The sequence below is a fragment of the Microbacterium sp. RURRCA19A genome (assembly GCF_900156455.1).
In the GTDB taxonomy this organism is placed as follows: Bacteria; Actinomycetota; Actinomycetes; order Actinomycetales; family Microbacteriaceae; genus Microbacterium.
The window spans coordinates 1,223,009-1,249,981 of the sequence record NZ_FTNQ01000001.1 but is presented as its reverse complement, the minus strand read 5'-3'; the positions used below and the strand labels follow the sequence as shown (position 1 = coordinate 1,249,981).

General features: G+C 70.1%; 22 protein-coding genes. 5 read left to right on the top strand and 17 right to left on the bottom strand.

All coding sequences use genetic code 11. The features are described 5' to 3' along the window. Positions 1-59: 59 nt before the first annotated feature. Together BW982_RS05990 and BW982_RS05985 are read right to left on the bottom strand one after the other, a co-directional pair. A complete protein-coding gene (locus BW982_RS05990) occupies positions 60-2,075 on the bottom strand; it encodes a primary-amine oxidase (RefSeq protein ID WP_254845524.1) in 2,016 nt (671 codons plus the stop codon). Between the two features lie 118 nt (positions 2,076-2,193). After that, positions 2,194-2,844 (bottom strand): TetR/AcrR family transcriptional regulator, encoded by a 651-nt coding sequence (locus BW982_RS05985; protein ID WP_175611040.1) that lies wholly within the window; start codon positions 2,842-2,844, stop codon positions 2,194-2,196. Between the two features lie 87 nt (positions 2,845-2,931). Between BW982_RS05985 and BW982_RS05980 the strand changes: the two genes are divergently transcribed. Both BW982_RS05980 and BW982_RS05975 read left to right on the top strand, forming a co-directional pair. Continuing rightward, the gene (locus tag BW982_RS05980; RefSeq protein ID WP_076491094.1) at positions 2,932-4,035 is read left to right on the top strand and encodes an ABC transporter permease; all 1,104 of its coding nucleotides are present in this window, start codon (positions 2,932-2,934) and stop codon (positions 4,033-4,035) included. A 38-nt stretch (positions 4,036-4,073) separates the two neighbouring features. After that, entirely contained in the window at positions 4,074-5,156 is a 1,083-nt protein-coding gene (locus tag BW982_RS05975) for an ABC transporter permease (RefSeq protein WP_076491093.1), read from the top strand. Between the two features lie 100 nt (positions 5,157-5,256). Here BW982_RS05975 and BW982_RS05970 read toward each other — a convergent pair whose 3' ends face one another. Then, positions 5,257-5,961: an IclR family transcriptional regulator gene (locus tag BW982_RS05970; protein ID WP_076491092.1), complete on the bottom strand. Its 705-nt coding sequence runs from the start codon at positions 5,959-5,961 to the stop codon at positions 5,257-5,259. 96 nt (positions 5,962-6,057) lie between these two features. On the opposite strand from BW982_RS05970, the gene BW982_RS05965 reads away from it, so the two are divergent. Both BW982_RS05965 and BW982_RS05960 read left to right on the top strand, forming a co-directional pair. Then, complete coding sequence (locus BW982_RS05965; protein WP_076491091.1) at positions 6,058-7,893, top strand: FAD-dependent monooxygenase; 1,836 nt, start codon at positions 6,058-6,060, stop codon at positions 7,891-7,893. Positions 7,894-8,160: 267 nt separating this feature from the next. Further along, complete coding sequence (locus BW982_RS05960) at positions 8,161-9,633, top strand: NAD-dependent succinate-semialdehyde dehydrogenase (protein WP_076491090.1); 1,473 nt, start codon at positions 8,161-8,163, stop codon at positions 9,631-9,633. A gap of 93 nt (positions 9,634-9,726) precedes the next feature. Here the strand turns inward: BW982_RS05960 and BW982_RS05955 are convergent, their stop codons facing one another. Beyond that, entirely contained in the window at positions 9,727-11,166 is a 1,440-nt protein-coding gene (locus BW982_RS05955) for an XRE family transcriptional regulator (RefSeq protein WP_076491089.1), read from the bottom strand. Between the two features lie 119 nt (positions 11,167-11,285). On the opposite strand from BW982_RS05955, the gene BW982_RS05950 reads away from it, so the two are divergent. After that, a complete protein-coding gene (locus BW982_RS05950) occupies positions 11,286-13,172 on the top strand; it encodes a phosphoenolpyruvate carboxykinase (GTP) (RefSeq protein ID WP_076491088.1) in 1,887 nt (628 codons plus the stop codon). 361 nt (positions 13,173-13,533) lie between these two features. Here the strand turns inward: BW982_RS05950 and BW982_RS05945 are convergent, their stop codons facing one another. The 13 genes from BW982_RS05945 to BW982_RS05885 all read right to left on the bottom strand — a co-directional run bounded on the left by BW982_RS05945 (position 13,534) and on the right by BW982_RS05885 (position 26,972). Then, the gene (locus tag BW982_RS05945) at positions 13,534-15,414 is read right to left on the bottom strand and encodes an ABC transporter ATP-binding protein (RefSeq protein ID WP_076491087.1); all 1,881 of its coding nucleotides are present in this window, start codon (positions 15,412-15,414) and stop codon (positions 13,534-13,536) included. A 137-nt stretch (positions 15,415-15,551) separates the two neighbouring features. Beyond that, positions 15,552-17,003 (bottom strand): MFS transporter, encoded by a 1,452-nt coding sequence (locus tag BW982_RS05940; protein ID WP_076491086.1) that lies wholly within the window; start codon positions 17,001-17,003, stop codon positions 15,552-15,554. Positions 17,004-17,180: 177 nt separating this feature from the next. After that, positions 17,181-17,534 carry a Fe-S protein gene (locus tag BW982_RS05935; protein ID WP_076491085.1) on the bottom strand — a complete coding sequence of 118 codons (354 nt, stop codon included), beginning with the start codon at positions 17,532-17,534 and terminating at the stop codon, positions 17,181-17,183. A gap of 84 nt (positions 17,535-17,618) precedes the next feature. Then, entirely contained in the window at positions 17,619-18,092 is a 474-nt protein-coding gene (gene ribH / locus BW982_RS05930) for a 6,7-dimethyl-8-ribityllumazine synthase (protein ID WP_076491084.1), read from the bottom strand. After that, the gene (gene ribA, locus BW982_RS05925) at positions 18,092-19,360 is read right to left on the bottom strand and encodes a GTP cyclohydrolase II (RefSeq protein ID WP_076491083.1); all 1,269 of its coding nucleotides are present in this window, start codon (positions 19,358-19,360) and stop codon (positions 18,092-18,094) included. The genes ribH and ribA overlap by 1 nt, the downstream gene beginning before the upstream one ends. Next, the gene (locus BW982_RS05920; protein ID WP_076491082.1) at positions 19,357-20,013 is read right to left on the bottom strand and encodes a riboflavin synthase; all 657 of its coding nucleotides are present in this window, start codon (positions 20,011-20,013) and stop codon (positions 19,357-19,359) included. Before BW982_RS05920 ends, ribA begins: the two co-directional genes overlap by 4 nt. Then, positions 20,013-21,044, bottom strand: a complete 1,032-nt coding sequence (gene ribD, locus BW982_RS05915; RefSeq protein WP_076491081.1) for a bifunctional diaminohydroxyphosphoribosylaminopyrimidine deaminase/5-amino-6-(5-phosphoribosylamino)uracil reductase RibD — start codon at positions 21,042-21,044, stop codon at positions 20,013-20,015. The genes BW982_RS05920 and ribD overlap by 1 nt, the downstream gene beginning before the upstream one ends. A 275-nt stretch (positions 21,045-21,319) precedes the next feature. Continuing rightward, positions 21,320-22,183, bottom strand: a complete 864-nt coding sequence (locus BW982_RS05910) for an Fpg/Nei family DNA glycosylase (protein ID WP_076491080.1) — start codon at positions 22,181-22,183, stop codon at positions 21,320-21,322. A 143-nt stretch (positions 22,184-22,326) separates the two neighbouring features. Then, complete coding sequence (locus BW982_RS05905) at positions 22,327-22,890, bottom strand: GNAT family N-acetyltransferase (protein WP_076491079.1); 564 nt, start codon at positions 22,888-22,890, stop codon at positions 22,327-22,329. Positions 22,891-22,924: 34 nt separating this feature from the next. Further along, on the bottom strand, positions 22,925-23,929 hold the full coding sequence (trpS, locus tag BW982_RS05900) for a tryptophan--tRNA ligase (RefSeq protein ID WP_076491078.1): 1,005 nt from the start codon (positions 23,927-23,929) through the stop codon (positions 22,925-22,927). Positions 23,930-23,982: 53 nt separating this feature from the next. Continuing rightward, positions 23,983-24,831 carry an exodeoxyribonuclease III gene (locus BW982_RS05895; RefSeq protein WP_076491077.1) on the bottom strand — a complete coding sequence of 283 codons (849 nt, stop codon included), beginning with the start codon at positions 24,829-24,831 and terminating at the stop codon, positions 23,983-23,985. A 64-nt stretch (positions 24,832-24,895) separates the two neighbouring features. Then, the gene (locus BW982_RS05890; protein ID WP_175611039.1) at positions 24,896-26,089 is read right to left on the bottom strand and encodes a YihY/virulence factor BrkB family protein; all 1,194 of its coding nucleotides are present in this window, start codon (positions 26,087-26,089) and stop codon (positions 24,896-24,898) included. Positions 26,090-26,189: 100 nt separating this feature from the next. After that, a complete protein-coding gene (locus BW982_RS05885; protein ID WP_076491076.1) occupies positions 26,190-26,972 on the bottom strand; it encodes a succinate dehydrogenase iron-sulfur subunit in 783 nt (260 codons plus the stop codon). Position 26,973: the final 1 nt, after the last annotated feature.

Genomic DNA, 26,973 nt, shown 5'->3' with positions numbered 1-26,973 from the left:
CCGTGGCATCCCCGGGTCATCCGGCTGAGGTTGCGCGAATCGCTGAGGCAGTCCGCCGCTCAGTGTCCGCAGTGGCAGGCCGCGCCGCTGCCGCAACACCCGTCGCCGCCCGCCGCGTGCGCCTGCGAGGACTCGGGCAGGTCGAGCGCGGGGTTGCGGTCGAGGAAGCCGTAGGGCTTGAGCCAGAAACCGGCGTAGTCGACCGGCATGATCGGCCAGTCCTCGGGCCGCGGCACATGGGTCAGGCCGAACGTGTGCCAGAGCACGAGGTCGGTGCCGTCGATCGAGCGGTCGTCGGCGGTGTACGCGGGGAGTCCCGCGCCCCCGGCGTGGGCGTTGGGGTAGCGGCCGGCGGGCCAGCGCTCCTCAGGGTCGTAGGCGGTGCCCCACAGGTGCTTGGTCGCGAAAGCCGCGCGCGCGGCGACCGTCGATGCCGGGTCGGCGATGAGCAGCGCCGTCGGCTCGGGGATCAGGTGGTAGGCCGTGGGCTTTCCGACGTGGTTCCTGCGGGTGGTGGACTGCACCTCCCAGACGCGGGCGACCGAGGTGTCGGCCTCGCGCTGTGCCTCCTGCTCGGTGCGCAGCGGGGTGTGCGACCACGTGAAGGCGTTTCCGAAGGGGTTCTCGGGCCCCATCGGGATGCGCACGGCATCCACCTCGAACAACCGGTTCTCATCGCCGTCGACCGCCATGTCGAGTCGCGCCGAGAACAGGTGCTGGTGCACGGGCGCGAACACGCCGGGCGCGATCTCGGGCGCGTGCCGGTGCGTCGAGCCGGGCTCGCCGCCGCCCACGAACACGATGCCGGTGGCCTTCGCCTCGACCTGGATCGAGCCGTCGAGGTAGAAGTACCAGAAGAAGCCGTAGTCGTAGTTGCCGATCGTGGCGAAGTACGACACGACCAGGCGGCGCGAGCGGCGTACGTGCGAGCCGACCGGGCCGGGTTCGGTGTGCTTCCACAGCACGCCGTAGTCCTCCTCGTGCATGCAGACCGCGTTCGGGATCCGCATCGCGTGCCCGCGATCGTCGGCGACGTGGCCGTCGAAGTAGTGGATGACGCCGAGGCAGTCGCATCCGAGTTCGAGGTGGTTGGCGTTCTTGCCGAGCAGGTACTCGCCCGCGTCGAAGTAGCTGATCCAGAACCGCGTGTTGCTGGTGTCGCCGTAGGGCACGACCATCTCGGGCACGCTCGCGCGAGAGAGCACCGGTCGGTCGTCGAAGCGCACGTCGTGCAGCACGAGTCCCTCGCGGGCGTTGAAGTCGACGCGCAGCGTCCAGTTCTCCCACTGCACGTGCGATCCCGTCACGCGGAAGCTCGGCCCCTCGGGTTGCGTGATCTCGATCGGCTTCAGCGTCGTGCGGGCGGGCCCGATGGCTTCGGGGTCGTAGCGCCCGCTGCCGGCCGGCACAGGCACGTCACCCATGTCTTCGATGCCGATCACGCTGTTCGCGGTGAGGTCGATGTGCACGATGAGTCCCTCGACGGGGTGGGCCCAGGCGATGTCGTCCTCGCTGTCGCGGAGGAAGGTGAGCGAGCGGATGACGCGGCGCCCGACCTCGTTCTCGCGCCCAACGAAGCCGGGGGCGAGGGGGGAGCAGAACGCGAGGTCGATGCGGTCGGCCAGGCCCCGACGCTCCATCGCGGCGCGCCACTCGGGTGAGGCCTTCACCAGGTCGGCGGCGCGTTCGTATTCTTCGAACAGGTACTGGGGCTGACCGTACGGGGCGGTGTCGGCGGCGTACCGGCGGCTGCTCGCCACCTCGCCCGCGGTGATCGCGACGATCGCCTCCGTCACCTCCCCGGTCGCGGTGTCGAGAAGGGTGACGTCCGCGCGCCGGTCGAGGGGGTCGCCCGGATGCCACGCGGCCACGGCCCGCTTGTCGGGTTCGGCGGGGAGCAGCATCGGCACCCGTACGGTCTCGCCGAGGAGACCCGCGGCGACGAGGATGGCGCGCGTGCGCTCGATCTCCTCCGCGCTCAGCGGGTCGAGGGGATGCGTCGCCGGCTGCGCGCCCGTCGCGGGCTCGAGGTCGAGGTTCTCCATCGCCTGGTGGGCGTGGGCGTGTTCGTGCATGTGTGTCTCCTCCACCGTCCACCCTTGTCGCTCGGGGCGCCCGCGACTTGTCTTCCCGTGCACGGTGGCTGTCTGCGTGTGCTTCGCTGGGACCGGCTCGTCGCTCCGGTCGGTCACATCATTCGGCGTGGTCGCGCGCGCCACGAATCGGCGCGTCAGGCACGGGTGATGCGGGGAAGTCGGAGACGGGAGCGCTGCGGGTGACCGACAGGACGGCCGACCACAGGAACGGCCCGAGATCGGCGAGATCGCTCTTCCGCGTGTCGCTGGACTCGATCCACCGCGCCACGGTGCTGGAAACCCCGCCGACGGCGAAGGTGATCTCGTTTCGCGCCGCGGCGTCGAGCTCGGCGAAATCGCGGTGGAACAGGAACTGCGCCACGCTCTGCTCGAGCCAGGTCGCCATGACGACGCGGGCTTGACTGTACGGCGAGACGGGACGCATCAACGCGCGGTAGAGGTGGCGATCTTTCCAGATCTCTTCCAGGAACCTCTGCAGAACCCGTGGCACGTCCGCGGGGGAGACGGCTCCGGCCCGATCGCCCCGTGTGCGGATGTGTTCGAGCCGATCCTCCAGTGCGGCGGCCAGCACCTCGTCGGTGGTGCGGAAGTGTTGATAGAAGGTCGGTCGGCTGACGCCGGCGCGCTCGCAGAGTGCGGAGACGGTGATGTCCGGGGCGGAGTGGAGCTGGACCAGCTCCTCCATGGCGTCGACCAGGAGGCCTCGGGTCTGCACGATGCGCGGGTCCATCCTCGGTGTCTTCGCCACGGGCTCACCCTATCTGTTCACTGTATTCATCAACTGTAGTCCTGCGTGACATGAGTAAGGCAGTCTTACAGGTGTAAGGTAAATCTCATGTCGCTTCCATTTCCCGCCAGCGGGCGCGCTCGGACGCCGATCAAACTGGTCGTCGTCGCGCTGCTGTTCCCGATCTTCCTGGCGCTGGCCTTGCCCGGAACGTATCTGGCCGCGTTCCACCACCCCACGCCGACCCACATGAAGGTCGCCATCATCGATTCCTCACCCGCAGCCGCGGGCGTCCAGCAGGCGCTCGAGAACGAGGCGGGAGACGCCCTCGACGTGTCCCTGGTTCCCGACGTGGCCGCCGCGGAGGATGCGGTGAAGGACATGACGCTCCGCGCCGCCTACGACCCCTCGACCGGCGAACTGTTCACTGCGTCGGCTGGCAGTCTGCTGGCCACCCAGGCGGTGACGTCGATCTTCACCGAGGTGGTCGAGAGGACCGGGGGCGAGCAGGTCACCTCTCTCACTGTTCGCGACCTGGCGCCCCTGCCGGCCGACGATAGGGCGGGAATCTCACTCTTCTTCGTGGGGCTTGCCGGAATCATCGCGGGCTTCGTCGCACCGACGGTGCTCGGTGTGGCCGTCCCGGGGTTGCGCCGTCGAACCGAGCTGGCCGTCATCGGGGGAGTCGCGGTCGTCTCCGGCGTGATCGGCACGTATACCGCCTACGTTGCGTTCGGAGCCCTGACGACGAACATCGTCGGCGCCGGTCTCATGATCTCTGCGGGAGCTCTCGTCGCCGGATTGGTGCAGTCGGGCGGCATGAGACTGATCGGGCCCGCGATGAGCATCGTCGGGCTGACCCTGTTCGTCATCCTGGGAATCCCCGCATCGGGTGCAGCGGTGCCGATCGACATGATTCCGCAATTCTTCCAGTTCCTGCACAATGGCCTGCCCACCAGCGGTGCGCTCGAGGGGCTGCGCCGGGTCGTCTACTTCGACGGCCAGGGTGTGATGCGCGACATCTCGATCCTCGTCCTCTGGGCGCTCATCGGGATCGGACTGCACTGGTTGTCCACGTTGAAGACCCCGAAGCCGGGCGTGGCTGTGCCCGTGGCGGCTCTCGAACCGACGCCGGGGGAGACGCTCGCGCCCCCCTCGGTGGACGATGCGACGTCTCTGACGCCGCAGCTGAAAGAGACGGCCTCCGCATGAACCGACGCGATCCCGATATCACCTCACGGAGTGAACCCATGACCGATGTGCTGACCCGGACCGCCCCCCGCGCGAAGACGTCGCCCGATTCGTCCGCAGAGAAGGCGACCCGGAAGAAGACGATCACCGGAGTTCTCGTCCTCCCGCTGTTCCTCCTGATCGCTTTGCCCGCGCTGTTCTTGGGGCTCCTGCACTCGCCGGCGCCCAACGACATGAAGGTCGCCGTCATCGGCAGCTCTGAGAGTGCCGATCCGCTCATCGGTTCGCTCGAGAACCAGAGCGGAGACTCCTTCGAGATCTCCCGCGTCGACACGGTCGACGATGCTCGCACGCAGGTTCGTGAGCTCGACATCCGCGGGGCCTACGACCCGTCGACCGGGACGATCTACGTCGGCTCCGCGGACGGATTCGCGGCCAAGAACGTCGTCGTCACGCTCTTCACCTCCGTCGCCGGGGCCTCCGGCGTCACGGCCTCGGTGGACGATGTCCTTCCCCTCGACGAGGGGGATCCCATGGGAACGACGGCGATGTACCTCGGCATCGGCGCGATTCTCGCGGGGATGCTCGCGGGGCTCATCCTCGGGCTGTTCCCGACGAGTTCGAAGGTGCGAGCCATCGGCGTGATCGCGGTACCGGTGGTTGCCGCCACCATCGAGGTGCTCTATGGATGGGCGATGTTCGACATCCTCCCGGGTAACGGCTTCGGCCCCGGGCTGATGATCTTCGCGCTCTCCTTCGTCACGGCGGTCGTCACTCTGGGCGGAGTGCTGGTGATAGGTCCAGCGATGCTGATCGTGTCCATCCTGTTGCTCGTGCTCCTGGGCATCACGACGTCCGGTCTGCCCCTGCCGCTGGACATGGCCCCCGGCTTCTATCAGGCGATGCACCATGTCCTTCCGACCTCGCAAGGCCTCGAGGCGCTCCGGCGCCTGATCTACGTCGATGACTACAACCCCGGCTGGGCGATCCTGACGATGGGGATCTGGGCCGTCGTCGGGGCGGCACTGGTGGTGTGGGGCACGTTCCGCGCCCAGCGGAAGAGCGCCGCAGCCCTGGCGCCGTCGGTCTCCGCAGATGCGGATGTCCGGTCGGCGCGGCGAGACGTCAGAGCTACGGTGTAACCCCTCGAGGATCTCGCGGCCGCGCCCTTCCCGCTCACGGGGAGGGCGCGGCCCGTCTGCGCGAACCGGGTCCGGTGCGGTCGGCGCAGGGTGCCCGCACCTAGAGTGCGGCGCTGATCGCCGCCGCTGTGGCTGCCAGCCGTTGCGCGATCGCGGCGTCGTCGAGGGCGCTGCTGACGTGGACGACGGCCACCGCGGCGGGCTCGCGGCCCTGTACGACCAGCGGCACGGCGACGGCGCGCAGCGACGGCACGACCTCGTCGCGGCTGATCGCCCATCCGCGCTCGACGGTCTCGGCGATCTCGGCGGCCAGTCGCGCGTCCACATCGTCGGGCCACCGTCGCGGAGGCAGCTGCGCGAGGATCGCGCGACCGGGCGCGCCCCGGGTGACCGGATGCCGCGACCCGGGGCGCTGGGCCACGGCCGTGACCGCGTGTCGCGGTTCGACGCTGGTGAGGGTCACGCACTCGTCGTGGTCGAGCACGACGAGGAAGCAGGTCATGCCGAGATCGTTGGCGGCGGCGGTCAGTTCGGGCAGGGCTTCGGCCTGGAGATCGGCGGCGACGCCCGCGGCCAGCGCGGCGAGGCCCGTTCCGAGGCGCACCGCGCCCGTGGCATCCCGAGAGACGAGACCGTGGTCTTCGAGGGTGCGGAGCAGCCGGTACGCGACCGAGCGGTGGAGTCCCACGCGCGCGGTGAGGTCGTCGATCGACAGGGGTGCACGGGCGTCGGAGAGCTCCTCGAGGAGACGGATGCCACGGCTCAGGGTCTGCGAGGCGGGAGCGGTGTCTTGCCGTGCGGGCATCGGGCGGCTAACCTCTCGTTCGATAGGTGAACGTCGCGTTCGAATATAGAACAGTAACCGCGACGGCACAACCCGACATCGACGTCAGGAGAAACGATGCAGTTCCATCACCACGGCTACGTCTCGGGCGATCCGCGCGTGCAGAACGCCGCCGGCACCGGTGTCGACCGGCCCGAGCGTCTTCCCGACGAGGTGGACGTGCTCATCGTCGGTTCGGGGCCCGCCGGCATGCTGCTGGCAGCCCAGATGTCGCAGTTCCCGCAGCTCACCACGCGCCTCATTGAGAAGCGCGACGGCCGCCTCGTGCTCGGCCAGGCCGATGGCATCCAGCCCCGCAGCGTCGAGACGTTCCAGGCGTTTGGCTTCGCGGACCGCATCACCGCCGAGGCGTACAACATCGGCTGGATGAACTTCTGGGCACCCGACCCCGAGAACCCCGACCGCATCGTCCGCACCACCCGCACCGAGGACTACGGCCTCAAGATCAGCGAGTTCCCGCACCTCATCGTCAACCAGGCGCGCGTGCTCGACTACTTCGCCGAGGCCGCAGCGAACGGCCCCGCACGGATCGTCCCCGACTACGGCGTGGAGTTCCTCGGCCTCACGGTGCGCGCCGACGACGTGGAGGTGCGCGTGCGGACCGCCGAGGGCGAGCGCACCGTCCGGGCGACCTACGTGGTGGGCTGCGACGGAGCGCGCAGCGGCGTGCGGCAGGCGATCGGCCGCACGCACGTCGGCGCGGCCGCGCGGCACGCGTGGGGCGTCATGGACGTGCTCGTCGAGACCGACTTCCCCGACTGGCGCATCAAGTGCGCGATCAATGCGGCGGCGGGCAACATCCTGCACATTCCGCGCGAGGGCGGGTACCTCAGCCGCATGTACATCGACCTCGGTGAGGTCGCGGAAGACGACGACCACCGTGTGCGCCAGACCCCGATCGAGGAGGTCATCCGGCGGGCGAACGAGATCCTCCACCCGTACTCGATCGACGTGAAGCAGGTGGCGTGGCACAGCGTCTACGAGGTGGGGCACCGGGTGACCGACCAGTTCGTCGACGATCTCGACGATCCCCGTGTCTTCCTGACCGGCGACGCCTGCCACACGCACAGCGCCAAGGCGGGTCAGGGCATGAACGTCTCGATGCAGGACGGCTTCAACCTCGGCTGGAAGCTCGGCCACGTCCTCACCGGTCTGGCATCCGCCGCTCTGCTGCGCACATACGACCAGGAGCGCCGCCCCGTCGCCCAGCAGCTCATCGACTTCGACCGCGAGTGGTCCTCGCTCATGGCGCGCAAGCCCGGCGAGATCACAGACCCCGACGAACTCGCGACCTACTACCTGGCCACGGCCGAGTTCCCGTCCGGGTTCGGCACGCACTACGGGCCGTCGGCGCTGGTCTCGGACGCGGCGGCGCAGGAGCTGGCATCCGGGTTCCCGGTCGGCAGGCGCTTCCACAGCGTCGAGGTCGTCCGGGTGTGCGACGGCAACGCCGTACACCTCGGTCACCACGCGAGAGCCGACGGGCGGTGGCGGATCTACGCCTTCGCGGATGCCGAGGGCTCGGCGCTGCGCACCTGGGCGGACGCCGCACTCGCGATCGTCGAGCGCTTCACGCCGGCCGGCGCCGACCTCGACTCCGTGTTCGACGCCAAAGTCGTCTTCCCGGGGCGGTGGGAGGACGTCGTCGATGTGCCGGACCTGTTCCGGCCGCGGTCGGGGCCGCTCGGCCTCACCGACCTCGAGAAGGTGTTCGCCGCCGCGCCCTCGGCGTGGACGAGCGCCGACATCTTCGCCGAGCGCGGGATCGGCGCCGACGGCGCGGTGGTGGTGGTGCGCCCCGACCAGTACGTCGCCCACGTGCTGCCGCTGTCGGATGCCGCCGGCCTCGAACGGTTCCTGTCCGGCGCCCTGCGCGCCCCGGTCTCGGCCTGACGGCTGAGCCCGCGCCGCCGCCCGCCGCCACCGCCGCCCGCCCCCGCCGCTCCCGGCGGTGATAAACGCGATCCACGGGCAGAAACGGGACGTCGTCACGTTTCCCGCCGTAGATCGCGTTTATCGCCGGGCCGCGGATGCGGCCGCCCCGGCCAACCCCTCCACGGCGGCGACGCCACGGCTCGCTTTGTACAGCACGTATATCGGCGCGGAGCCCCGCGCTGACCAGAATGAGCGGGAACGCCCCGCATCGACACAGGAGGACCCATGACCGACCCGCGCGAGAGCGAGCTGCTGGCATCCGTGCCCACCGGCCTGCTGATCAACGGTGAGTGGCGCGCGGCGACGGGCGGCAAGACCGTCGCCGTGAACGACCCCGCCACCGGAGCGGTCATCCACGAGATCGCCGACGCGACGGTCGAGGACGGCGTAGCGGCGATGGATGCCGCTGCCGAGGCGTTCCCGTCGTGGGCGGCGACGCCCGACCGCGAGCGTGCCGAGATCCTCCGCCGCGCGTTCGACCTCCTGCAGGAGCGCAAGGAGGACATCGCGCTGCTGATGACCCTCGAGATGGGTAAGCCCCTGGCCGAGGCGCGCGGCGAGGTCGCGTACGGCGGCGAGTTCCTGCGCTGGTTCAGCGAGGTCACCGCCCACACCCAGGGCCGCTACGGCGCGAACCCCGAGGGCACCGGTCGCATGATCGTCACGCAGCACCCGGTCGGCCCGTGCTACCTGATCACGCCGTGGAACTTCCCGCTCGCGATGGCGACCCGCAAGATCGCGCCCGCGCTCGCCGCCGGCTGCACCGTGGTCATCAAGCCCGCGACGCTCACGCCGCTGACGACGCTGTTCTTCGCCCAGATCCTGCAGGACGCGGGCGTCCCCGCGGGTGTCGTGAACGTCGTGACCACCACGAACACCGGTCCGGTCTCGGAGCGCATCATCTCCGACCCGCGGCTGCGCAAGCTCTCGTTCACCGGGTCCACCCCGGTCGGTGTGAAGCTGCTGCAGCAGGCGGCCCCCGGGGTGCTGCGCACCTCGATGGAGCTCGGCGGCAACGCCCCGTTCGTCGTGTTCGAGGACGCCGACCTCGACAAGGCGGTCGACGGCGCGATGCTCGCGAAGTTCCGCAACATCGGGCAGGCGTGCACCGCCGCCAACCGTTTCATCGTGCAGCGCAGCGTCGTCGAGGAGTTCACGCGCCGCGTCACCGAGCGTGTGCAGGCCATGAAGATCGGCCGCGGCACCGAGGACGGCGTGCAGATCGGACCCCTGATCGACGACCGCGCCGTCGACAAGGCGAAGACCCTGGTAGGGGATGCCGTCGAGCGCGGCGCGACCGTCACCACCGGCGGTTCGCCCGTCGAGGGCCCCGGCACGTTCTTCGAGCCCACCGTCGTGTCGGACGTGCAGCCGGGCAGCGACATCCTCCGCGAGGAGATCTTCGGACCGGTGCTCGCGATCGTCCCCTTCGACACCGAGGACGACGCCGTGCGCATCGCCAACGACACCGAGTACGGTCTCGTGTCCTACGTCTTCACGGAGTCGCTCTCGCGCGGCCAGCGCATGATCGAGCGCCTCGAGACCGGGATGATGGGCCTCAACGTCGGTGTCGTCTCCAACGCGGCGGCTCCGTTCGGCGGGTGGAAGCAGTCCGGTCTCGGCCGTGAGGGCGGCGACGAGGGCATCCACGAGTACCTGCAGACGAAGTACACGCTCACGGCGAACCCCTACGCCTGAGACACCGGATGCCACGGCCCGCCGCTCCTCGGAGCCCCGGGCCGTGGCATCCGCCGTCCCTGTACCGCGTGCCGCACGCGCGCGGACTCCGCCTCAGTCGCCGGCGTGACGATCCAGGAACGCGAAGACCTCGGCGTCGTCGACGCCGGGGAACATGCCGCGGGGGAGCGGCGAGAACATGTGCCGGTGCACGCGCGCACTCGGCCACGCCTTGCCCGACCAGCGCTCTGCGGCCTCGGAGTCGGGGCGGCGGCAGCACGACTCGTCGGGGCAGCGTGAGACGCCGCGGGTCGTGGTCTCACGCCCGCGGAACCACCGGGCGTCGTCGAAGGGCACGCCGACGGTGATGGAGAAGTCGCCGTCCGAGGTCGTCCCGGTCTGGGTGGAGCACCAGAACGTGCCGGCGGGGGTGTCGGTGTACTGGTAGTGCTCGGTGGTGCGGTTGTGCTCGGCGAACGCGGCGCGGGCCGAGAACTTCTTGCACACGATCTGTCCTTCGACCGAGCCCGTGACGTCGGTCGGCAGCGGCAGCCCGTCGTTCTCGTAGACGCGTGAGATCGCCCCGTCGCCGTCGACCCGGAGGAAATGCTGACGGATGCCGAGATGCACGGTCATCAGGTTCGTCATGCGCATCGCGGCGGCTTCGTGCGTCACACCGAACGCGTCGCGGAAGTCCTCGACGGCGAGGTTGCGGTCCTTCTTCGCCTGCGCGAGGAACGCGACGGAGCTGGTCTCCGGCATCAGGCAGCAGGCGGCGTAGTAGTTGATCTCGAGCCGCTGCTGCAGGAAGTCGGCGTAGTCGGTCGGCGGGCGGTGCCCGAGCAGGCGGTGGGCCATCGCCTGCAGCGCCATCGAACGCAGCCCGTGTCCGCCGGGGATGGATGCCGGCGGCAGGTAGATGCGTCCGTTCTCGAGGTCGGTGACCGACCGCGCGGAGTGGGGGAGATCGGCGACGTAGATGAGCTCGAACCCGAGCTGCTCGGCCATGATGCTCACGGTGCGGTGGGTGAGCGCGCCCGAGGTGTGGCCGGCGGCCTTGAGCTGCTTTTCGGCGAGCTTCTCGATGTCGGGGAGGTGGTTGTCGAGCGCGCGCATGCGCAGACGGAGCTCGGTGTTGGCGCGACGGGCCTCCTCCGGACTCGCGATCGTCTCGCGCTCACGACGTTGCAGTTCGCGGTGCAGGCCCAGCACGGCCTCGATCGTCTCGTCGCTCGTGCCCTTGCTCACTTTGATGGCGGGGATGCCGAGCTGCCGGAAGAACGGGCTCGACTGCGCGCGCTCCAGCTCGATCTCGAGTGCCGCTCGACGGTTCGGCGGCTCGGTCGAGAGGAGCTCGGTGACCTCGGTCTCGGTCGCGCGCGCGATCTCCTGCAGGAGCGACAGCTTCGGTTCGCGCTTGCCGTTCTCGATGAGGCTCAGCTGGCTCCCCGCCACCCCGACCAGCGCCCCCAGCTCGTCGAGGGTGTATCCGCGGGCGAGGCGGTGGTGTCGGATGCGGTGTCCGAGCGTGGTCAGTTCGAGCGACGAGGCCATTCCTTGACGATAGCGAAAGAAGTGCAGTTCTTGTGGCGATATTCGCTCGAAAGTCGGGCTCCAGGGTCGCACAGTGGAGGAAGACCACCGAATTCGCTCTCAATCGAGGAGATCGACCCATGGCACTCGCCGACATCTTCGCCGGACGCCCCTCCGGTCGCACCGCCCCCGCCGTCCGACAGCCCCAGGCGGGCCGCGGCATCCGTCCCTCGGTCGAGGGCCCCGGACTCGCCGCCCTCACCGCCTGGGTCGACCAGGTCGCCGCTCTCACCCAGCCCGACCGCATCCACTGGGTCGACGGCTCCGCGGCCGAGAACGACGCACTGCTGCGCGAGATGGTCGACGAGGGCAAGCTCATCAAGCTCAACCCCGAATGGCGTCCCGGGTCGTACCTGGCGCGTTCGCACCCGAGCGACGTCGCGCGGCTCGAGTCCCGGACCTACATCGCGTCCGAGAGCGAAGAGGATGCCGGTCCCACCAACAACTGGATCGCCCCGGCCGAGATCCGCGAGACGCTGAACGGCGTCTTCGAGGGGTCGATGCGCGGACGCACCATGTACGTCGTCCCCTTCTCGATGGGAACCGTCGGCGGTCCGCTCAGCCACATCGGCGTGCAGATCACCGACAGCGCGTACGCCGTGGCATCCATCGGCATCATGACGCGCGTCGGCACCGCGGTCCTCGAGCAGATCGCCGCGGGTGCGCCGTGGGTCAAGACCGTGCACTCCGTCGGTGCGCCCCTGGCGCCGGGCGAGGCGGACGTCGCGTGGCCCTGCAACGACGAGAAGTACATCGTGCACTTCCCCGACACGCTCGAAGTGTGGTCGTTCGGCTCGGGCTACGGCGGCAACGCGATCCTGGCGAAGAAGTGCTTCGCGCTGCGCATCGCCTCGGTCATCGGCCGCGACGAGGGCTGGCTCGCCGAGCACATGCTGCTCATCCGCGTCATCGACCCGCAGGGCAAGGCGTACCACGTCGCCGCCGCGTTCCCCTCGGCGTGCGGCAAGACCAACCTCGCGATGCTGCGCCCCACGATCCCCGGCTGGCGCGTCGAGACCCTCGGCGACGACATCACCTGGATCCGTCCGGGTGAGGACGGGCGCCTGTGGGCCATCAACCCCGAAGCCGGCTTCTTCGGCGTCGCCCCGGGCACCGGCGAGTCGACGAACGTGACCGCGGTCGAGACGCTGTGGGGCAACACGATCTTCACCAACGTGGCGCTCCGCCCGGACGGCGACGTCTGGTGGGAGGGCCTGACCGACGAGGCTCCGCCGCAGCTCATCGACTGGGAGGGCAAGGACTGGACGCCGGCGTCGGGCCGCCCCGCCGCGCACCCGAACTCGCGCTTCACCGTCGCGGCCGCCCAGTGCCCGCAGATCGCACCGGACTGGGAGACCCCCGAGGGCGTCCCGCTGGATGTCATCCTGTTCGGCGGACGTCGCGCCACGAACGTCCCGCTGGTGCTCGAGGCCACGGACTGGTCGCACGGCGTCTTCCTCGGTTCGACGGTGTCGAGCGAGAAGACCGCCGCCCAGGAGGGCACCGTCGGCGAGCTGCGCCGCGACCCGTTCGCGATGCTGCCCTTCTGCGGATACAACATGGGCGACTACTTCGGCCACTGGCTGAAGGTCGGTGAAAAGCTCCGCTTCGACCGCGCGCCGCGCATCTTCCAGGTCAACTGGTTCCGCAAGGGCGACGACGGCCGGTTCCTGTGGCCCGGGTTCGGTGACAACGCCCGGGTGATCGACTGGATCATCCGTCGTGTCGACGGTCAGGTCGACGCGGTGGACAGCCCCATCGGACGCCTGCCCTACGCCGACGATCTCGACCTGTCGGGTCTCGACCTTCCCGAGGCCGACCTCGCCGAGCTCTTCGCCATCGACGCGCAGTCGTGGCTGGCCGAGGCCGACCTCACCGAGGAGTTCTTCGACACGTTCGGCAGCCGCCTCCCGGCCGCCCTCCGGGCCGAGTTGGCCGCCCTCCGCTACCGCCTGCAGCGCGCGTAGCCGCACAGACCCGCCCGCCCCGTCGCCCTGCGGCGCGGGGCGGGCGCGAACTCGACGCCCCTCCCTGCTCTTGGCGCGCGGGAGGGGCGTCGTCGCGTGCGCGCGGGGCCTCGTTGAACGCGGTGCTGTCCTGTGCGGGCCTGCACCGATAAACGCGATCGACCGCCAGAAACGACGGCGCAACCCGTTTCTCGGCGCGGATCGCGTTTATCGAGGACCCCGGCGCGACCGTGCGCCGCGACCGTGCGCTGCCCCGGCCGCGGCTGATCCCCGGCGCGACCGTGCGCTGCCGCGGCTGCGGCGCCGACGCGCGGTGCCGCGCAGCGACGCCCACGCCCCCGGCGCCACGAGGCGCCGTGCCTCACACCAGCAGCTGGTGCTTCGCCAGGTCGCGGTAGAGCGGGACGGATGCCACGAGCTCGCTGTGCGTCCCCTGGCCGACGACGCGGCCGTGCTCGAGCACCACGATCACGTCGCTGTCGACGACGGTCGAGAGGCGATGCGCGATGACCAGCAGCGTCCGCCCGGTGGCGACCGCGTCGATCGCCTCCCGCATGCGCTGCTCGTTGACCCCGTCCAGCGACGAGGTCGACTCGTCGAGCAGCAGCACCGGGGGAGCGGCCAGCAGCGCCCGGGCGATCGCGAGTCGCTGACGCTCGCCGCCCGAGAGCATCACCCCGTCTTCGCCGACCGGCGCATCCACGCCGAGCGCACTCCGCTCGAGCACGTCGCCCAGGTTCACCGCCCGCAGCACGCGCTCGCAGTCGGCGTCGGATGCCTCGGGGGAGGCGAGCCGCAGATTGTCGGCGATCGTGCCGGCCAGGGTGGGGGCGTCCTGCTCGACGTATCCGAAGCGGGCGCGCAGGTCGTCGCGGGACAGATCGCGCGCATCGACGCCGTCGACGAGGATCGCCCCGCCGGTGGGGTCGTAGAACCGCTCGATGAGCGAGAGCACCGTGCTCTTGCCCGCGCCGGAGGGGCCGACCAGCGCGACCCGCGCGCCGCGGGGGACGGTGAACGACACACCGCGCAGCACGTCGCGCGCGGTCTCGTCCGCTTCGGCCTCGGCCTCGTCGGCGGCGCGGTCGAGGTGTGCCTGGGCGAGCACCGACCGAGCCTCCTCCGCCGCGGCCTCGCGCGCCTTGACGACGTGGTCGGGGTAGCGGAAGCGCACGTCGCGGAACTCGATGGCCGCGGCATCCGGTTCGGGGGTCGCCGTGCCGGGGCGGTCTCCCGCGCTCTCCTCCGGGAGGTCGAGCACCTCCTGGATGCGCCCGAGGGCGCCGAGCGCCTGGTTGACCGACATGATGGCGCCGATCGCCGAAGCCAGGGGCTGGACGAGCAGGAAGAGGAAGATGACGAACGTGACGAGGGAAGCGACGTCGATGGCTCCCGATGCCACACGGAACCCGCCCACGCCGAGCACGACCAGGAGCGACACCTGCAGCGCGATCCCGGCCACGGGGACGATGAGCGCCGACACCTTCGCGATGCGCACGCCCGCGTGATAGGCCTCCGTGGCGGTCGCACTGACCGTCTCGACCTCGCGCTCGGTCGCCCCCGACGCGCGGATGGTGCGGATCGAGCCGACGGCGCGCTCGACCCCCGAGGCCAGCTCGCCCACCTTCTCCTGCTGCGCGGCGGACGCCGCGCGGATACGCAGGCTCAGGACCGCCACCGTTCCGATCGAGACGCCGAGCACGAGCACAATGAGCCCGAGCAGCAGCGGGTCGATGAACGCCATCGCCACGATCGCGCCGACGAGGATGAGCGCGTTGCCCATGGCATCCGCGAGTCCCTGCGTGAGGACCGCGTACAGCAGAGTCGTGTCGGTACCGACCCGCGAGACGAGGTCGCCCGTGCGCCGGGCGTCGAACTCGCTGATCGGCAGACGCAGGATGCGCGCGATGAGACGCCGTCGCGACGAGTACACGACCGCGGTTCCGGTGCGCTGCAGCAGATAGTGCTGGTAGCCGGAGATGAGCGACGACAGCACGACGAACCCGATGAGCAGCCACACGAGGGCGCCGAGGGGAACCGACTCCTGCACGCGGGAGATGACCTGGCCGACGAGGAGCGGCTGGACCAGCGTCGCGCCGGCACCGAGCACGCTCAGCACTGCCACCACGACGAGCGTGCCTTTGTGTTCGAGCAGGAACGGCAGCAGCTGGCGGAACGACGCGCGGGGTCCGTCGGGCGTGCGACGTCCGCGGCGGCCGCGGGCGGGAGCGGACAGAGACATGCTCACCTCGGGAGAAGAACGGGTCCTTCGACCGTACCCCGCCTCGCCGACACCGGAGCACGCGTCTGCTCGTCGGTGGAACGACGGATGCCACGGAGCCGAGGCCCCGTGGCATCCGATGTTCTGTGCAGAACCGGTTACGGCGCGGTCGCGCCCGCGGCGAGGTTGTCGTCGTAGTCGACGTCCTTCGTCTCGGGCGACAGAGACACCGCGATCAGGGTGAGGACGCCCATCACCGACAGGTACACGCCCACGAGCCACGGGTTGCCGCCGCCCGCCGCCCACAGGGCCACGGCGATGATCGGGGCCAGGGCCGCACCGAGGATCGACGACACGTTGTACGAGATCGCCGAGCCGGTGTAACGCGTGTTCGTGGGGAACAGCTCGGGCAGGACCGCGCCCATCGGCCCGAACGTCGTGCCCATGAGCAGGAACCCGATGATGAGGAACGCCTGGACGTAGACGCGGGTGAGGCCGGCATCCGCCTGCGGCAGCAGGAAGAACGAGAACGTCAGGCCGAACAGGATGATCGCGATCGTGACGCCGATGAGCAGACGCTTCCGCCCGAACCGGTCGGCGAGAGGACCCGACAGCAGCGTGAACACGCCGAAGAACACGACACCGATGATCTGCATGATCACGAAGTCGGTGTAGCCGAAGCCGAGGCCGGGCACGAATGCGGCCGCGTCGAACGGGGTGCCCGCCTTCTCCGCGGCGGCGGCAGCGCCCTCGAGCGTCGGCTTGGTGCCGTACGAGAGCGTGAAGCTCGTCATCAGGTAGAAGAGCACGTAGGTGGCCAGCATGATGAACGTGCCCAGGATCAGCTGCACCCAGTTGCGGCGGATGACCTCGCCCAGCGGGAACTTGCGGATCACGCCGCTCTTCTCGGCCTTCGCGAACGACTCGCTCTCGACCAGGCGCAGGCGCACCCACAGGCCGACGATGACCATCACGGCCGAGAACAGGAACGGCACGCGCCAGCCCCACGCGAGGAACTCCGCCGACCGCTGGGCCGTGCCGTCGGGGTGGGGGAGGGCGAAGTTGATGATGAGGAAGATGCCGTTGGCGATGATGAAGCCGATCGGCGCGCCCAGCTGCGGGAAGGTGCCGTACCAGGCGCGCTTGCCCTTCGGGGCGTTCTCGGTCGCGACCAGCGCCGCGCCCGACCACTCGCCGCCGAGCGCGAAGCCCTGCGCGAGGCGCATGATCAGCAGAAGGACGGCCGCCCACACGCCGATCTCGTTGACGGTCGGGAGGCAGCCGATGAGGAACGTCGCGACACCCATGGTGAGCAGGGATGCCACGAGCGTCGCCTTGCGACCGAACCGGTCGCCGAAGTGGCCGAAGACGACGGCTCCGAGGGGGCGCGCGACCATGGCGGCGCCGAAGACGCTGAAGGACAGCAGGAGCGAGGTGGTCTCGTTGCCGGTCGGGAAGAAGAGGATCGGGAAGACGAGGACGGCCGCGGTGGCGTACGCGTAGAAGTCGTAGAACTCGATCGTCGTGCCGATGAGGCTCGCGGTGATGACACGCGAGCGCGGGTTGGCGGGCGCCGACGAAGAGCGGAGGGTGGGGGAGGAGGAGGTCATGACTGCCTGACGAGAGATCGAGCGATCGCGTCCGTCGTGAGGGCGCAGCGGTGGCGTGATTCGGTCACGGCAGGTGTGCGTGGCCGGGCGCGCGGCGGGGGGCACCGGGAAGGACCCGGGTGTGGGTCCAGACCCTCCAGTCTATGCGCCGGCCGAGAGCGGCGCGCAGTCGGCGCGTCAGCGCCAGATGACGGCGATCGCCGCGTTCAGCAGCGTCAGCGGTCCGACGAGCCAGAACAGCACCGGCGGGACGGATCCCGTGCGCTTCTGCCGCGCCGAACCGATGCCGAGGAGCGCACCGATGACGATGAGCACGACCAGCTTCACGCCGATCTTCACGTAGTTGGGCTCGTACTCCAGAGCCCACGGCGCGGCCAGGATCAGCCCGGTCACGAGCGAGACGAGCATGCCGTAGCTCATCAGCCGCGTGACCTGCACCCGGCGGGCGACGGCCTCGACGATCCAGGCGCCGAACAGCGTGGCGAACCCGATCAGGTGGATGACGACGACGACGTGACGCAGGATCTCCATGCCCGTCACCCTAGGGATGCCACGCCCCCGGCGCCAGCAAGGCGCGCCTCACCGCAGGGGAGACGCGCCTCGCGGGGGTGAGGGTCAGCCGCGCAGGTCGCGCAGCACCAGGGCCGTGCGGAGGGCCGCATCGGCCGCCTCGGCGCCCTTGTCCTCCTTGGAGCCCTCGAGCCCGGCGCGGTCCAGGCCCTGCTGCTCGTCGTCGAGGGTCAGGACGCCGAATCCGACCGGCTTCCCGGCGTCGATCGCGACGCGGGTCAGGCCGTCGGTGGCCGCCGACGAGACGTACTCGAAGTGCGGCGTGCCGCCCCGGATGATGACGCCGAGCGCGACGACCGCGTCGGCCCCGCCCTCGAACGCCGCCGCGGCGGCGACGGGCAGTTCGAACGAGCCCGGCACGCGCACGACGCGGTACGTCGCTCCCGTGGCATCCAGGACCCGCGTCGCTCCCGCGATCAGGCCGTCGGTGATGACCTCGTGCCACGTGCCCGCGACGACGACGACGTTCAGTCCCGTCGCGTCGATTCCGCCGGTCTCGGGTGCTCCGCTTCCCGCCATCAGACGAGTCCTTCCTTCATGTGCGCGAGCGCGTCGCGCAGGTCGTCCTCGGCGATGACGTGACCCATCCGGTCACGCTTCGTCTCGAGGTACTGGTGGTTGTTGGGGCCGACGCCCACGAGCAGGGGCACCTGCTCGACGACGTCGAGGCCGAAGCTGCGCAGCTGCGCCACCTTGTCCGTGTTGTTGGTCAGCAGGCGCACCTGCTCCACACCGAGGTCGGTGAGGATGCCCGCGGCGGCCGCGTAATCGCGCGCGTCGGCGGGCAGTCCCAGGGCGAGGTTGGCATCCACCGTGTCCAGGCCCCGCTCCTGCAGGCTGTACGCGCGGAGCTTGTTGATCAGACCGATACCGCGACCCTCGTGGCCGCGCATGTAGATCACGATGCCGCCCTCGCGGTCGATCGTGTCGAGCGCGGCCTCCAGCTGGGGGCCGCACTCGCACTTCAGCGAACCGAACGCCTCGCCCGTCAGGCACTCCGAGTGCACGCGCACCAGGGGAGCCTCGTCGGTGATCTCCCCCGACACGACGGCGATGTGGTCGGTGCCGGTGATGCGGTCCTTGTAGGCGAGGAAACGGAAGTTCCCGTGCGAGGTCGGCACGTTCGCTTCGGCCCGCAGGCTCACACGGCGACGCGGGACCGGGGTCGCCTCCACCGGCTCGGTCTCGTCCAGGTACGCGATGAGCTGCTCGATCGTCACGACCGGGACGCCGTCGCGCTCACCGAGCTCGATGAGGCCCGGAAGGCGCATCATGCTGCCGTCCTCGGCCACGACCTCGGCGATCGCGCCCACCGGCTCCAGGCCCGCCAGGCGCATGAAGTCCACCGCCGCCTCGGTGTGGCCCGCGCGCTCGCGCACACCGCCGTCGACGGCGCGCAGGGGGAGCACGTGACCGGGACGGATGAGGCTCGACGGCACCGACTCGGGATCGGCGAGGACGTTGAGCGTGTGCGCGCGATCGGCGGCGCTGATGCCCGTGGTCACGCCCGACGCGGCATCCACGCTCACCGTGTACGCCGTGCCGCGGGCGTCCTGATTGACCTCGACCATCGGGGGCAGGTCGAGTCGGTCGGCCCAGTCGGCCGGCATGGGTGCGCAGACGTACCCGCTGGACCAGCGGACGGTCCACGCCAGCCACTCCGGGGTCGCGAGCTGCGCCGAGATGATGACGTCGCCCTCGTTCTCGCGGTTCTCATCGTCGGCGACGAGGATCGGTCGTCCGGCGCGGAGGGCCTCGAGGGCCTCGGGGATGGTGGACAGGCTCATGCGGAGCCCCTCTCGGTCGTTGCGGCGGGGGCCGCGGGGTTCTCGGTGATGCGGAAGGCCAGCATGCGCTGCACGTGCCGGGCCAGGATGTCGGTCTCGAGGTTGACGGGGGTGCCCGCCTCCGCCCGGCCCAGAGTCGTCGCCTCGAGGGTCTCGGGGATCAGCGACACCTCGAGCCAGGGCTCGGGGTCGCCGGCCTCGCTCACCGCGCTGACGGTCAGCGAGACGCCGTCGATCGCGATGGACCCCTTGTCGACGACGAGGGGGGCGAGGTGGGACGGGATGCCGATGCGCACGACGCTCCACTGCGCGCCCGGACGCACCTCGCGAACGACACCCGTTCCGTCGATGTGTCCTTGCACGATGTGGCCGCCGAGGCGGCCGTGCGCGGCGGTCGCGCGCTCGAGGTTGACCGGGCGCCCCGCGGCGACGTCGGCGAGCGTGGACATGTCCAACGTCTGCTTCATCACGTCGGCGGTGAACCAGTCGGGGCCCTGGTCGACGACGGTGAGGCACACGCCGCTGACGGAGATCGAGTCGCCGTGACCGGCATCCGAAACGGACAGCGGGGCTTTCACGGTCACGCGCACGCCGTCGCCGTCGGGCTCGACCGCGGTGATCTCGCCGATCTCTTCGACGATTCCGGTGAACATCAGGATTCTCCCTGGGTGTCGTGGGCGGGACGGGCGACGACGCGGATGTCGTCGCCCAGGAGGTCGATGGAGGCCACCTCGAGCCGGCGCGCCGAGGCGATCCCCGGTACACCGAGGTCGCCGAGAGCGAGCCGCGAGCCGCCCAGCAGCACGGGGGCGACGTAGACGAGCACCTCGTCCGCCAGCCCGTCGCGCAGCAGCGCGCTCTCGAGGGTGGGGCCGCCCTCGACGAAGACGGTCTGGATGCCACGACCGCCGAGCTCGTCGAGGACCGCGGCGAGGTCGCGGGTCGCGAAGAACAGCGCTTCGCGCGGGTGGCGACGGACGGCGGCGTCCGCGGAGACCGGCGTCTCGCCGACGATCACGGGGATCGGCTGGCGGTCGAGGAGGGCGCCGTCCGCGTCACGAGCGGTGAGTGCCGGGTCGTCGGCGAGCACGGTGCCGGTGCCGGCGAGGATCGCGTCGGCCCTCGCGCGGCGCTCGTGCACGTCGCGGCGGGCGTCGGGGCCGGTGATCCACTGGCTGGACCCGTCGTCCGCGGCCGCGCGCCCGTCGAGGCTCTGCGCCCACTTCACGGTCACCCGCGGCCGGCCGGTGCGCTGCAGGTGCGCCCAGTCGCGGACGAGCTCGGTGGCGGCCTCACGCTCGAGCCCCGCCTCGACGTCGACCCCGCCGGCACGCAGACGGTCGGCGCCGCCCGCCGCCGCATCCGTCGGGTCGTCGAGCGCGTACACGACGCGCGCGACACCGGCCTCCAGCAGCGCCACGGCGCAGGGACCGGTGCGTCCCGTGTGGTTGCACGGCTCGAGCGTCACGACGGCCGTCGCCCCGCGGGCCTCGCCCGGCGCGAGCTTCGACAGCGCGTCGACCTCGGCGTGCGGCGTACCCGCACCGCGGTGGTGGCCCTCGGCGAGGATCTCGCCGTCGGGGGAGAGGATCACGGCACCGACCTGCGGGTTGAGCCCGCGGGGGCCGTTCCGCGCGAGACGCAGCGCTCGGCGCATGGCGTCTGTTTCGGCGGCGGATGCCATTTCCCTGTCCTTCCCGTCGTGAGCGGGGCAGGAGCGCAGGGCGGCGCGGCGCGCCGACCGTGCTGCCTCCTATCCGGACTAGAGGAGATCTCTCGCCTCATCACCGTCGGTTCCGGAATTCCACCGGATCGGCCCCACCGCATGAAGCGGAGGGGTTCGCGGACTGTCACCGCCGGTTCGGATTCTCACCGACCCCGGAGCACGTTTTGCTTGGTCGAAGTCTAATCAACACCGCCGACACGGATTCATTCCCGCCGACTCGGGGCGAAACCGTGCTATTTGAGCAGACGCGAAAGCCGTCGGTCGGCGAGGATCTTGCCGCTCGTCTGGCAGGTGGGGCAGTACTCGAGGGAATTGTCGGCGAAGAAGACGCTGCGCACTTCGTCTCCGCACACCGGGCATGCTTCGCCGCGGCGCCCGTGCACGCGCATGCCCCGTCGCTTGGCATCCTTCAGGTCGGCCGGAGGCTTGCCGCGCGCGGCATCGATCGCCTCGGTCAGAGTGGTGATCATCGCGGCGTACAGGGTGTCGACCTCGGCCTCCGTGAGGTTCGCCGCCAGAGCGTACGGCGACATCTTCGCCGCGTGCAGGATCTCGTCGGAGTACGCGTTGCCCACGCCGGCGATGATCGACTGGTCGCGGAGGACGCCCTTGATCTGGGTGCGACGCCCCGCCAGCAGAGCGGCGAACGCATCGCGGTCGAGGCCGGCGTCGAGGGGATCGGGGCCGAGTCGCGCGATGCCCGGCACGTCGGCGGGGGATCGGACGGCGTAGACGGCGAGCGACTTCTTCGTCCCCGCTTCGGTGAGGTCGAAGCCCGAGCCGTCGTCGAACCCCACCCGCAGCGCGATCGGCGTCTTCCCGGGCTTGATGATCGTGGAGGGGAGCACGTCGTACCAGCGCAGCCAGCCCGCCTTCGCGAGGTGGAACACGAGATGGATGCCACCGGTCGTGGCGACGTCGACGAACTTGCCGTGGCGCTCCACCCCTGTCGCCGCGGACCCGACGAGCGCGTCGATCGGCGGATCGTACGTCTTCAGAGCGCTGAAGGCGGTGACGGAGGCCTTTGTGAACGTCAGCCCCGTGACCCGCGCACGCAAGAACTCCACGAGTCCTTGGACCTCGGGCATCTCGGGCATGCCGCCATCCTGGCATCCGTCTCCGACATCCGACAGGCCCTGGCCGCGCTCCCGCCCCCGCCCGACCGAGTGTCCAAGACACGCCGTATGCGACCGGGGCGACGCGGCGTGTCTTGGACACTCGACCTCACCGCCAGGGCGGGCTACTCCAGGTCGAGAGGCCACTCCCGCGGCGTGCGGTCGTCGCCGCGGAGCAGGCCGCCGATCCAGAGGTCGGCGCGGCCGAGGCTGTTGACATGGGCCTGCCGCAGCAGTCCCTCGTAGCGGAAGCCGAGGCGCCGCGCGATCCGGGCCGAGCCGAGGTTGCCGACCACGGCGCGCCACTCGATGCGCTCGACCGCGGGCCGGTCATCGGCGAAGGCCCAGTCGATCACCGCTGTCGCCGCTTCGACGGCGACGTTCTGGCGCCGGGCGTCGCGGGCGATCCAGTACCCGATCTCGGGCGCTCCGGTCTCGAGCTTCGCCAGCCCGATCATGCCGATGAGGCGCTCACCGCGCCGGATCGCCCACGTCGGCTGCGTGCCGTCCGTCCACCACTCGGCGGTCAGGTCGACGAAACGCTCGGCGTCCTCGACGAGGTACGGCGACGGAACGGTGGTGTAGCGCTGCAGATCGGCATCCTGGCACGCCGCGTGGATCGCCGCGACGTCGGCCGTGGTCGGGGTCGAGAGTTCCAGTCGCGGGGTGTGCAGGTGGTCGGGCTCCATCCGCCCACGCTACTGGCCGGCTCCCCACGCGGTGTCAGCCGCGGCGCAGCAGGCCGATGCGGTCGTAGACGTCGGCGAGGGTCTTTTCGGCGACGGATGCCGCCCGCTCCGCGTTCTGAGCGAGCACGCGGTCGAGTTCGGCGGGGTCGTCGAGCAGCTCGAGGGCACGCGCACGCACGGGCTCGAACTCCGCGACGACGACCTCGGCCAGACCCTTCTTGAAGTCGCCGTACCCGCGGCCCGCGTACTCGTCTTCGATTGAGGCGACCTCCCGGCCGGTGAGGGCCGAGTAGATGACGAGCAGGTTCGAGACGCCGGGCTTCGTGTCGCGGTCGAAGCGCACCGCTCCCTCGGAGTCGGTGACCGCCCGCATGATCTTCTTCGCGCTCACCTTGGGGTCGTCCAGCATCCACAGCACGCCGGCATCGGACTCCGCCGACTTCGACATCTTCGACGTCGGGTTCTGCAGGTCGTAGATTCGCGCCGTCTCGCGCTGGATCATCGGCTTCGGCATCGCGAACGTCTCACCGAAGCGCTGGTTGAAACGCTCGGCGAGGTCGCGGGTCAGCTCGATGTGCTGCTTCTGGTCGTCGCCGACCGGCACGACATCGGTCTGGTAGAGCAGGATGTCGGCGGCCATCAGCACCGGGTACGTGAACAGGCCCACGTTGGTGGCATCCGCGCCGTACCGGGCCGACTTGTCCTTGAACTGGGTCATACGTCCCGCCTCGCCGAAACCGGTGAGCGTCGACAGCACCCACTGCAGTTCCGCGTGCGCGGGCACGTGCGACTGCACGTACAGCGTCGACCGCGAGGGTTCGATGCCCGCCGCGATGTACTGCGCCGCCGTCCGGCGGGTCTTCTCACGACGCTCGGCCGGGTCACCCGGCTGCGTGAGGGCGTGCAGGTCGACGACGGAGAAGAACGCGTCGTACTGATCCTGCAGCTCGCGCCACTGCAGAAGGGCCCCGATGTAGTTGCCGATCTGAAGGCTGTCGGCGGAGGGCTGCATTCCGGAGTAGAGGCGCTGCTGAGTCACCGTACGATCCTAGGCCGCCGGGCCTCGGGACCGCGCCCGGCGACCGGAGCCGCTCAGAGCCCGAGCGTGTAGTCGACGATCACCGGGGCGTGGTCGCTCCAGCGGGTGTCGTACGAGGGTGCGCGATCGACGCGGTAGTCGGTCACACGTTCGGCGAGCGCCGGGGTCACCACGTGATAGTCGATGCGCCAGCCCGAGTCGTTGTCGAACGCCTTGCCGCGCATCGACCACCACGTGTACGGGCCATCGACCTCGCCCGCGTGGCGTCGCCCCACGTCGATCCAGCCGAGGCCGGGGCCGGTCGAGCCGTCGACGCCTTCGACCGGTTCGCCGGCGGCGCCGAAGAAACGGTCGAAGTAGGCGCGTTCCCGCGGGAGGAAGCCGGCGTTCTTCCGGTTGCCCCTCCAGTTCTTGATGTCGAGCTCGCGGTGGCCGACGTTCAGGTCGCCCATCACGACGGCCAGCTCGGTCGAGGAGGCGAGCTCGGCGAGACGCCGCTCCATGGCATCCAGGAACATCCACTTGGCATCCTGCTTCGGAGTGTCGACCTCGCCACTGTGCACGTAGGCGCTGACGACCGTCACCGTTTCGCCGTCGATGTCGAAGTCGGTCTCGATCCACCTGCCCGCCGCGTCGAGCGGTTCGGGGCCGAGGTGAGTGCGCGTCTCGACCCCGGGGAGCCGGCTGACGATCGCGACGCCGGCACGGCCCTTCTGCAGTGCCTCGTCGTTCACGATCTGCCAACCGGGGAGGGCCGCGGCGAGCTGCTCGGCGGTGGCCCGCACTTCTTGCAGCGCGAGGATGTCGGCGCCCGAGGCGTCGAGCCACTCGGTCATGCCGTTGCGGACGGCGGCGCGGATGCCATTGACGTTGACGGAGACGATGCGTACGGAACGAGCCACCCCCCGAGCGTAGCCGGGGCCTCCGACATCGACTCATGGCCGCTGCCGACCCGGAGCGAACTCCTCAGTCGAGGGGCAGTATCGAGCGCCGTGGTGCGGGCAGCTCCGCCTCGAGCCGTTGGAGGTGCGCCCGTGCCGCGCGCAGACGGCGTCGCGCCAGCCATCGCCTGGGCCAGCGCGCGAGAGCCGCGACCTCCTCCGCTTCCCGGACCGCGACCTGAGCCGCGATCACCAGGGCCGTCTGCTCCATCGCCCGGCGGTCCTCCGGCGAACGCAGCGGCACGTCGCGATCGCCGGCCGCGACCGCGATCCAGGCCGCGGCGACGAGGATCACGATCCCGACCAACCGGAACCAGAGGAGGAATCCGATGAGCACGGTGAACGTCGCCAGGAGAGGGTTCGACGGTGAATAGACGAAGAGGAAGCCGGCGGCGACCTGCAAGACCACCAGCCCCGCCGACCCCACGATCGCACCGGGCCAGATGCGGCGCCAGGGGAGTGCCGTGCCGGTGAGGAACCGGAAGAGCGAGGCCAGGGCGACGGCGTTGACGCCGAACGCGACCACGACCGACACGGCGCGTGCGCCCACGGTCCACCCGAGGGTCTCGCGAGTCCACCCGATCCACGCGAACACGAGGTCGACGGCACCGGTCGTGATGGAGCCCAGGAGCGCGCCGAGCAGCAGCGAGAGGCCGAACAGCAAGGACGCGACGAAGTCGCGCGCCTTCAGCAGGACGTAGTTGCGCAGGTCGAACGGCAGCCCGAACGTGTCGCGCACGGCACGCCGGGTGAACGTAACGAAGCCAATCGCGGTCCAGATGACCACGACACCGGCCACACCTCCGGTGATACCGAGGAGCTTGCCGCTCTCCTGAGCCACCGCCTCGACCTGGTCGGGCTTGACCAGTCCGGTGTCGCTGATGATCCCGGGGATGTAGCCGTTGATCAACCGGATGAGTCCGTCGATCGCGGATTTGCTCCCGCCCAGCCAGATCCCGACGGCCGCGAATGCCAGGTAGAGCGCGGCGAACAACGTGAACAGGCCCTGGTAGCTCATCCCCGCCGCGAGCAGGAATCCGTTGTGCCGCAGGAAGTGGCGCCACACCCGCACCGGGAAGAGCTGGGCGAGCTTCGCGGCCCGGGCGATCGGTTGATCGAGTCGGTCGCGCACGGCCGCCTGAGCGGATTCGAGCCGCTCGCGCAGAGTCGTCTCCTCGCTCGCTGCGCCGGGCAGCGGTCGGGGATCGCGGTCGCTCACCCGTCGAGCCTAATGAATGGATGCCGCGCGCCCGCGACATCCATCCGGGAACGCCGGACGGCGGGGCGCCGAAGCGCACCCGCCGTCCGAGGAGTGAGGCTCAACGGCCGCGGAGGACCGCCTGCTTGACCTCGGCGATGGCCTTGGTGACCTCGATGCCGCGCGGGCACGCCTCGGTGCAGTTGAAGGTGGTGCGGCAGCGCCACACGCCCTCTTTGTCGTTGAGGATGTCCAGACGCACATCCGCTGCGTCGTCGCGGGAGTCGAAGATGAAGCGGTGCGCGTTGACGATCGCGGCCGGACCGAAGTACTGGCCGTCGGTCCAGAACACGGGGCACGACGACGTGCACGCGGCGCACAGGATGCACTTCGTGGTGTCGTCGAAGACCTCGCGGTCGACGATCGACTGGACGCGCTCCTTGCCGGGCTCGGGCTTGCTGCTCGCGATGAGGAAGGGCTGCACCTCGCGGTAGGAGGCGAAGAACGGCTCCATGTCGACGATGAGGTCCTTCTCCAGCGGCAGACCCTTGATCGCCTCGACGTAGATCGGCTGCGAGATGTCGAGGTCCTTGATCAGCGTCTTGCACGCCAGTCGGTTGCGGCCGTTGATGCGCATGGCATCCGAACCGCAGATGCCGTGCGCGCACGAGCGGCGGAACGACAGCGACCCATCGGTCTCCCACTTGATCTTGTGGAGGGCGTCGAGCACGCGGTCGGTGGAGTAGAGCTCCACGTCGTAGTCGACCCAGCGCGGTTCGTCGTCGACCTCGGGGTCGAATCGACGGATGTTGAAGGTCACGAGGAACGACTGGATCCCCGTGTCCTCGGGGGTCTGCTCGACCTCGTCGGAGGTGTCGACGGTCTCGATGACGGTGGATGCCATC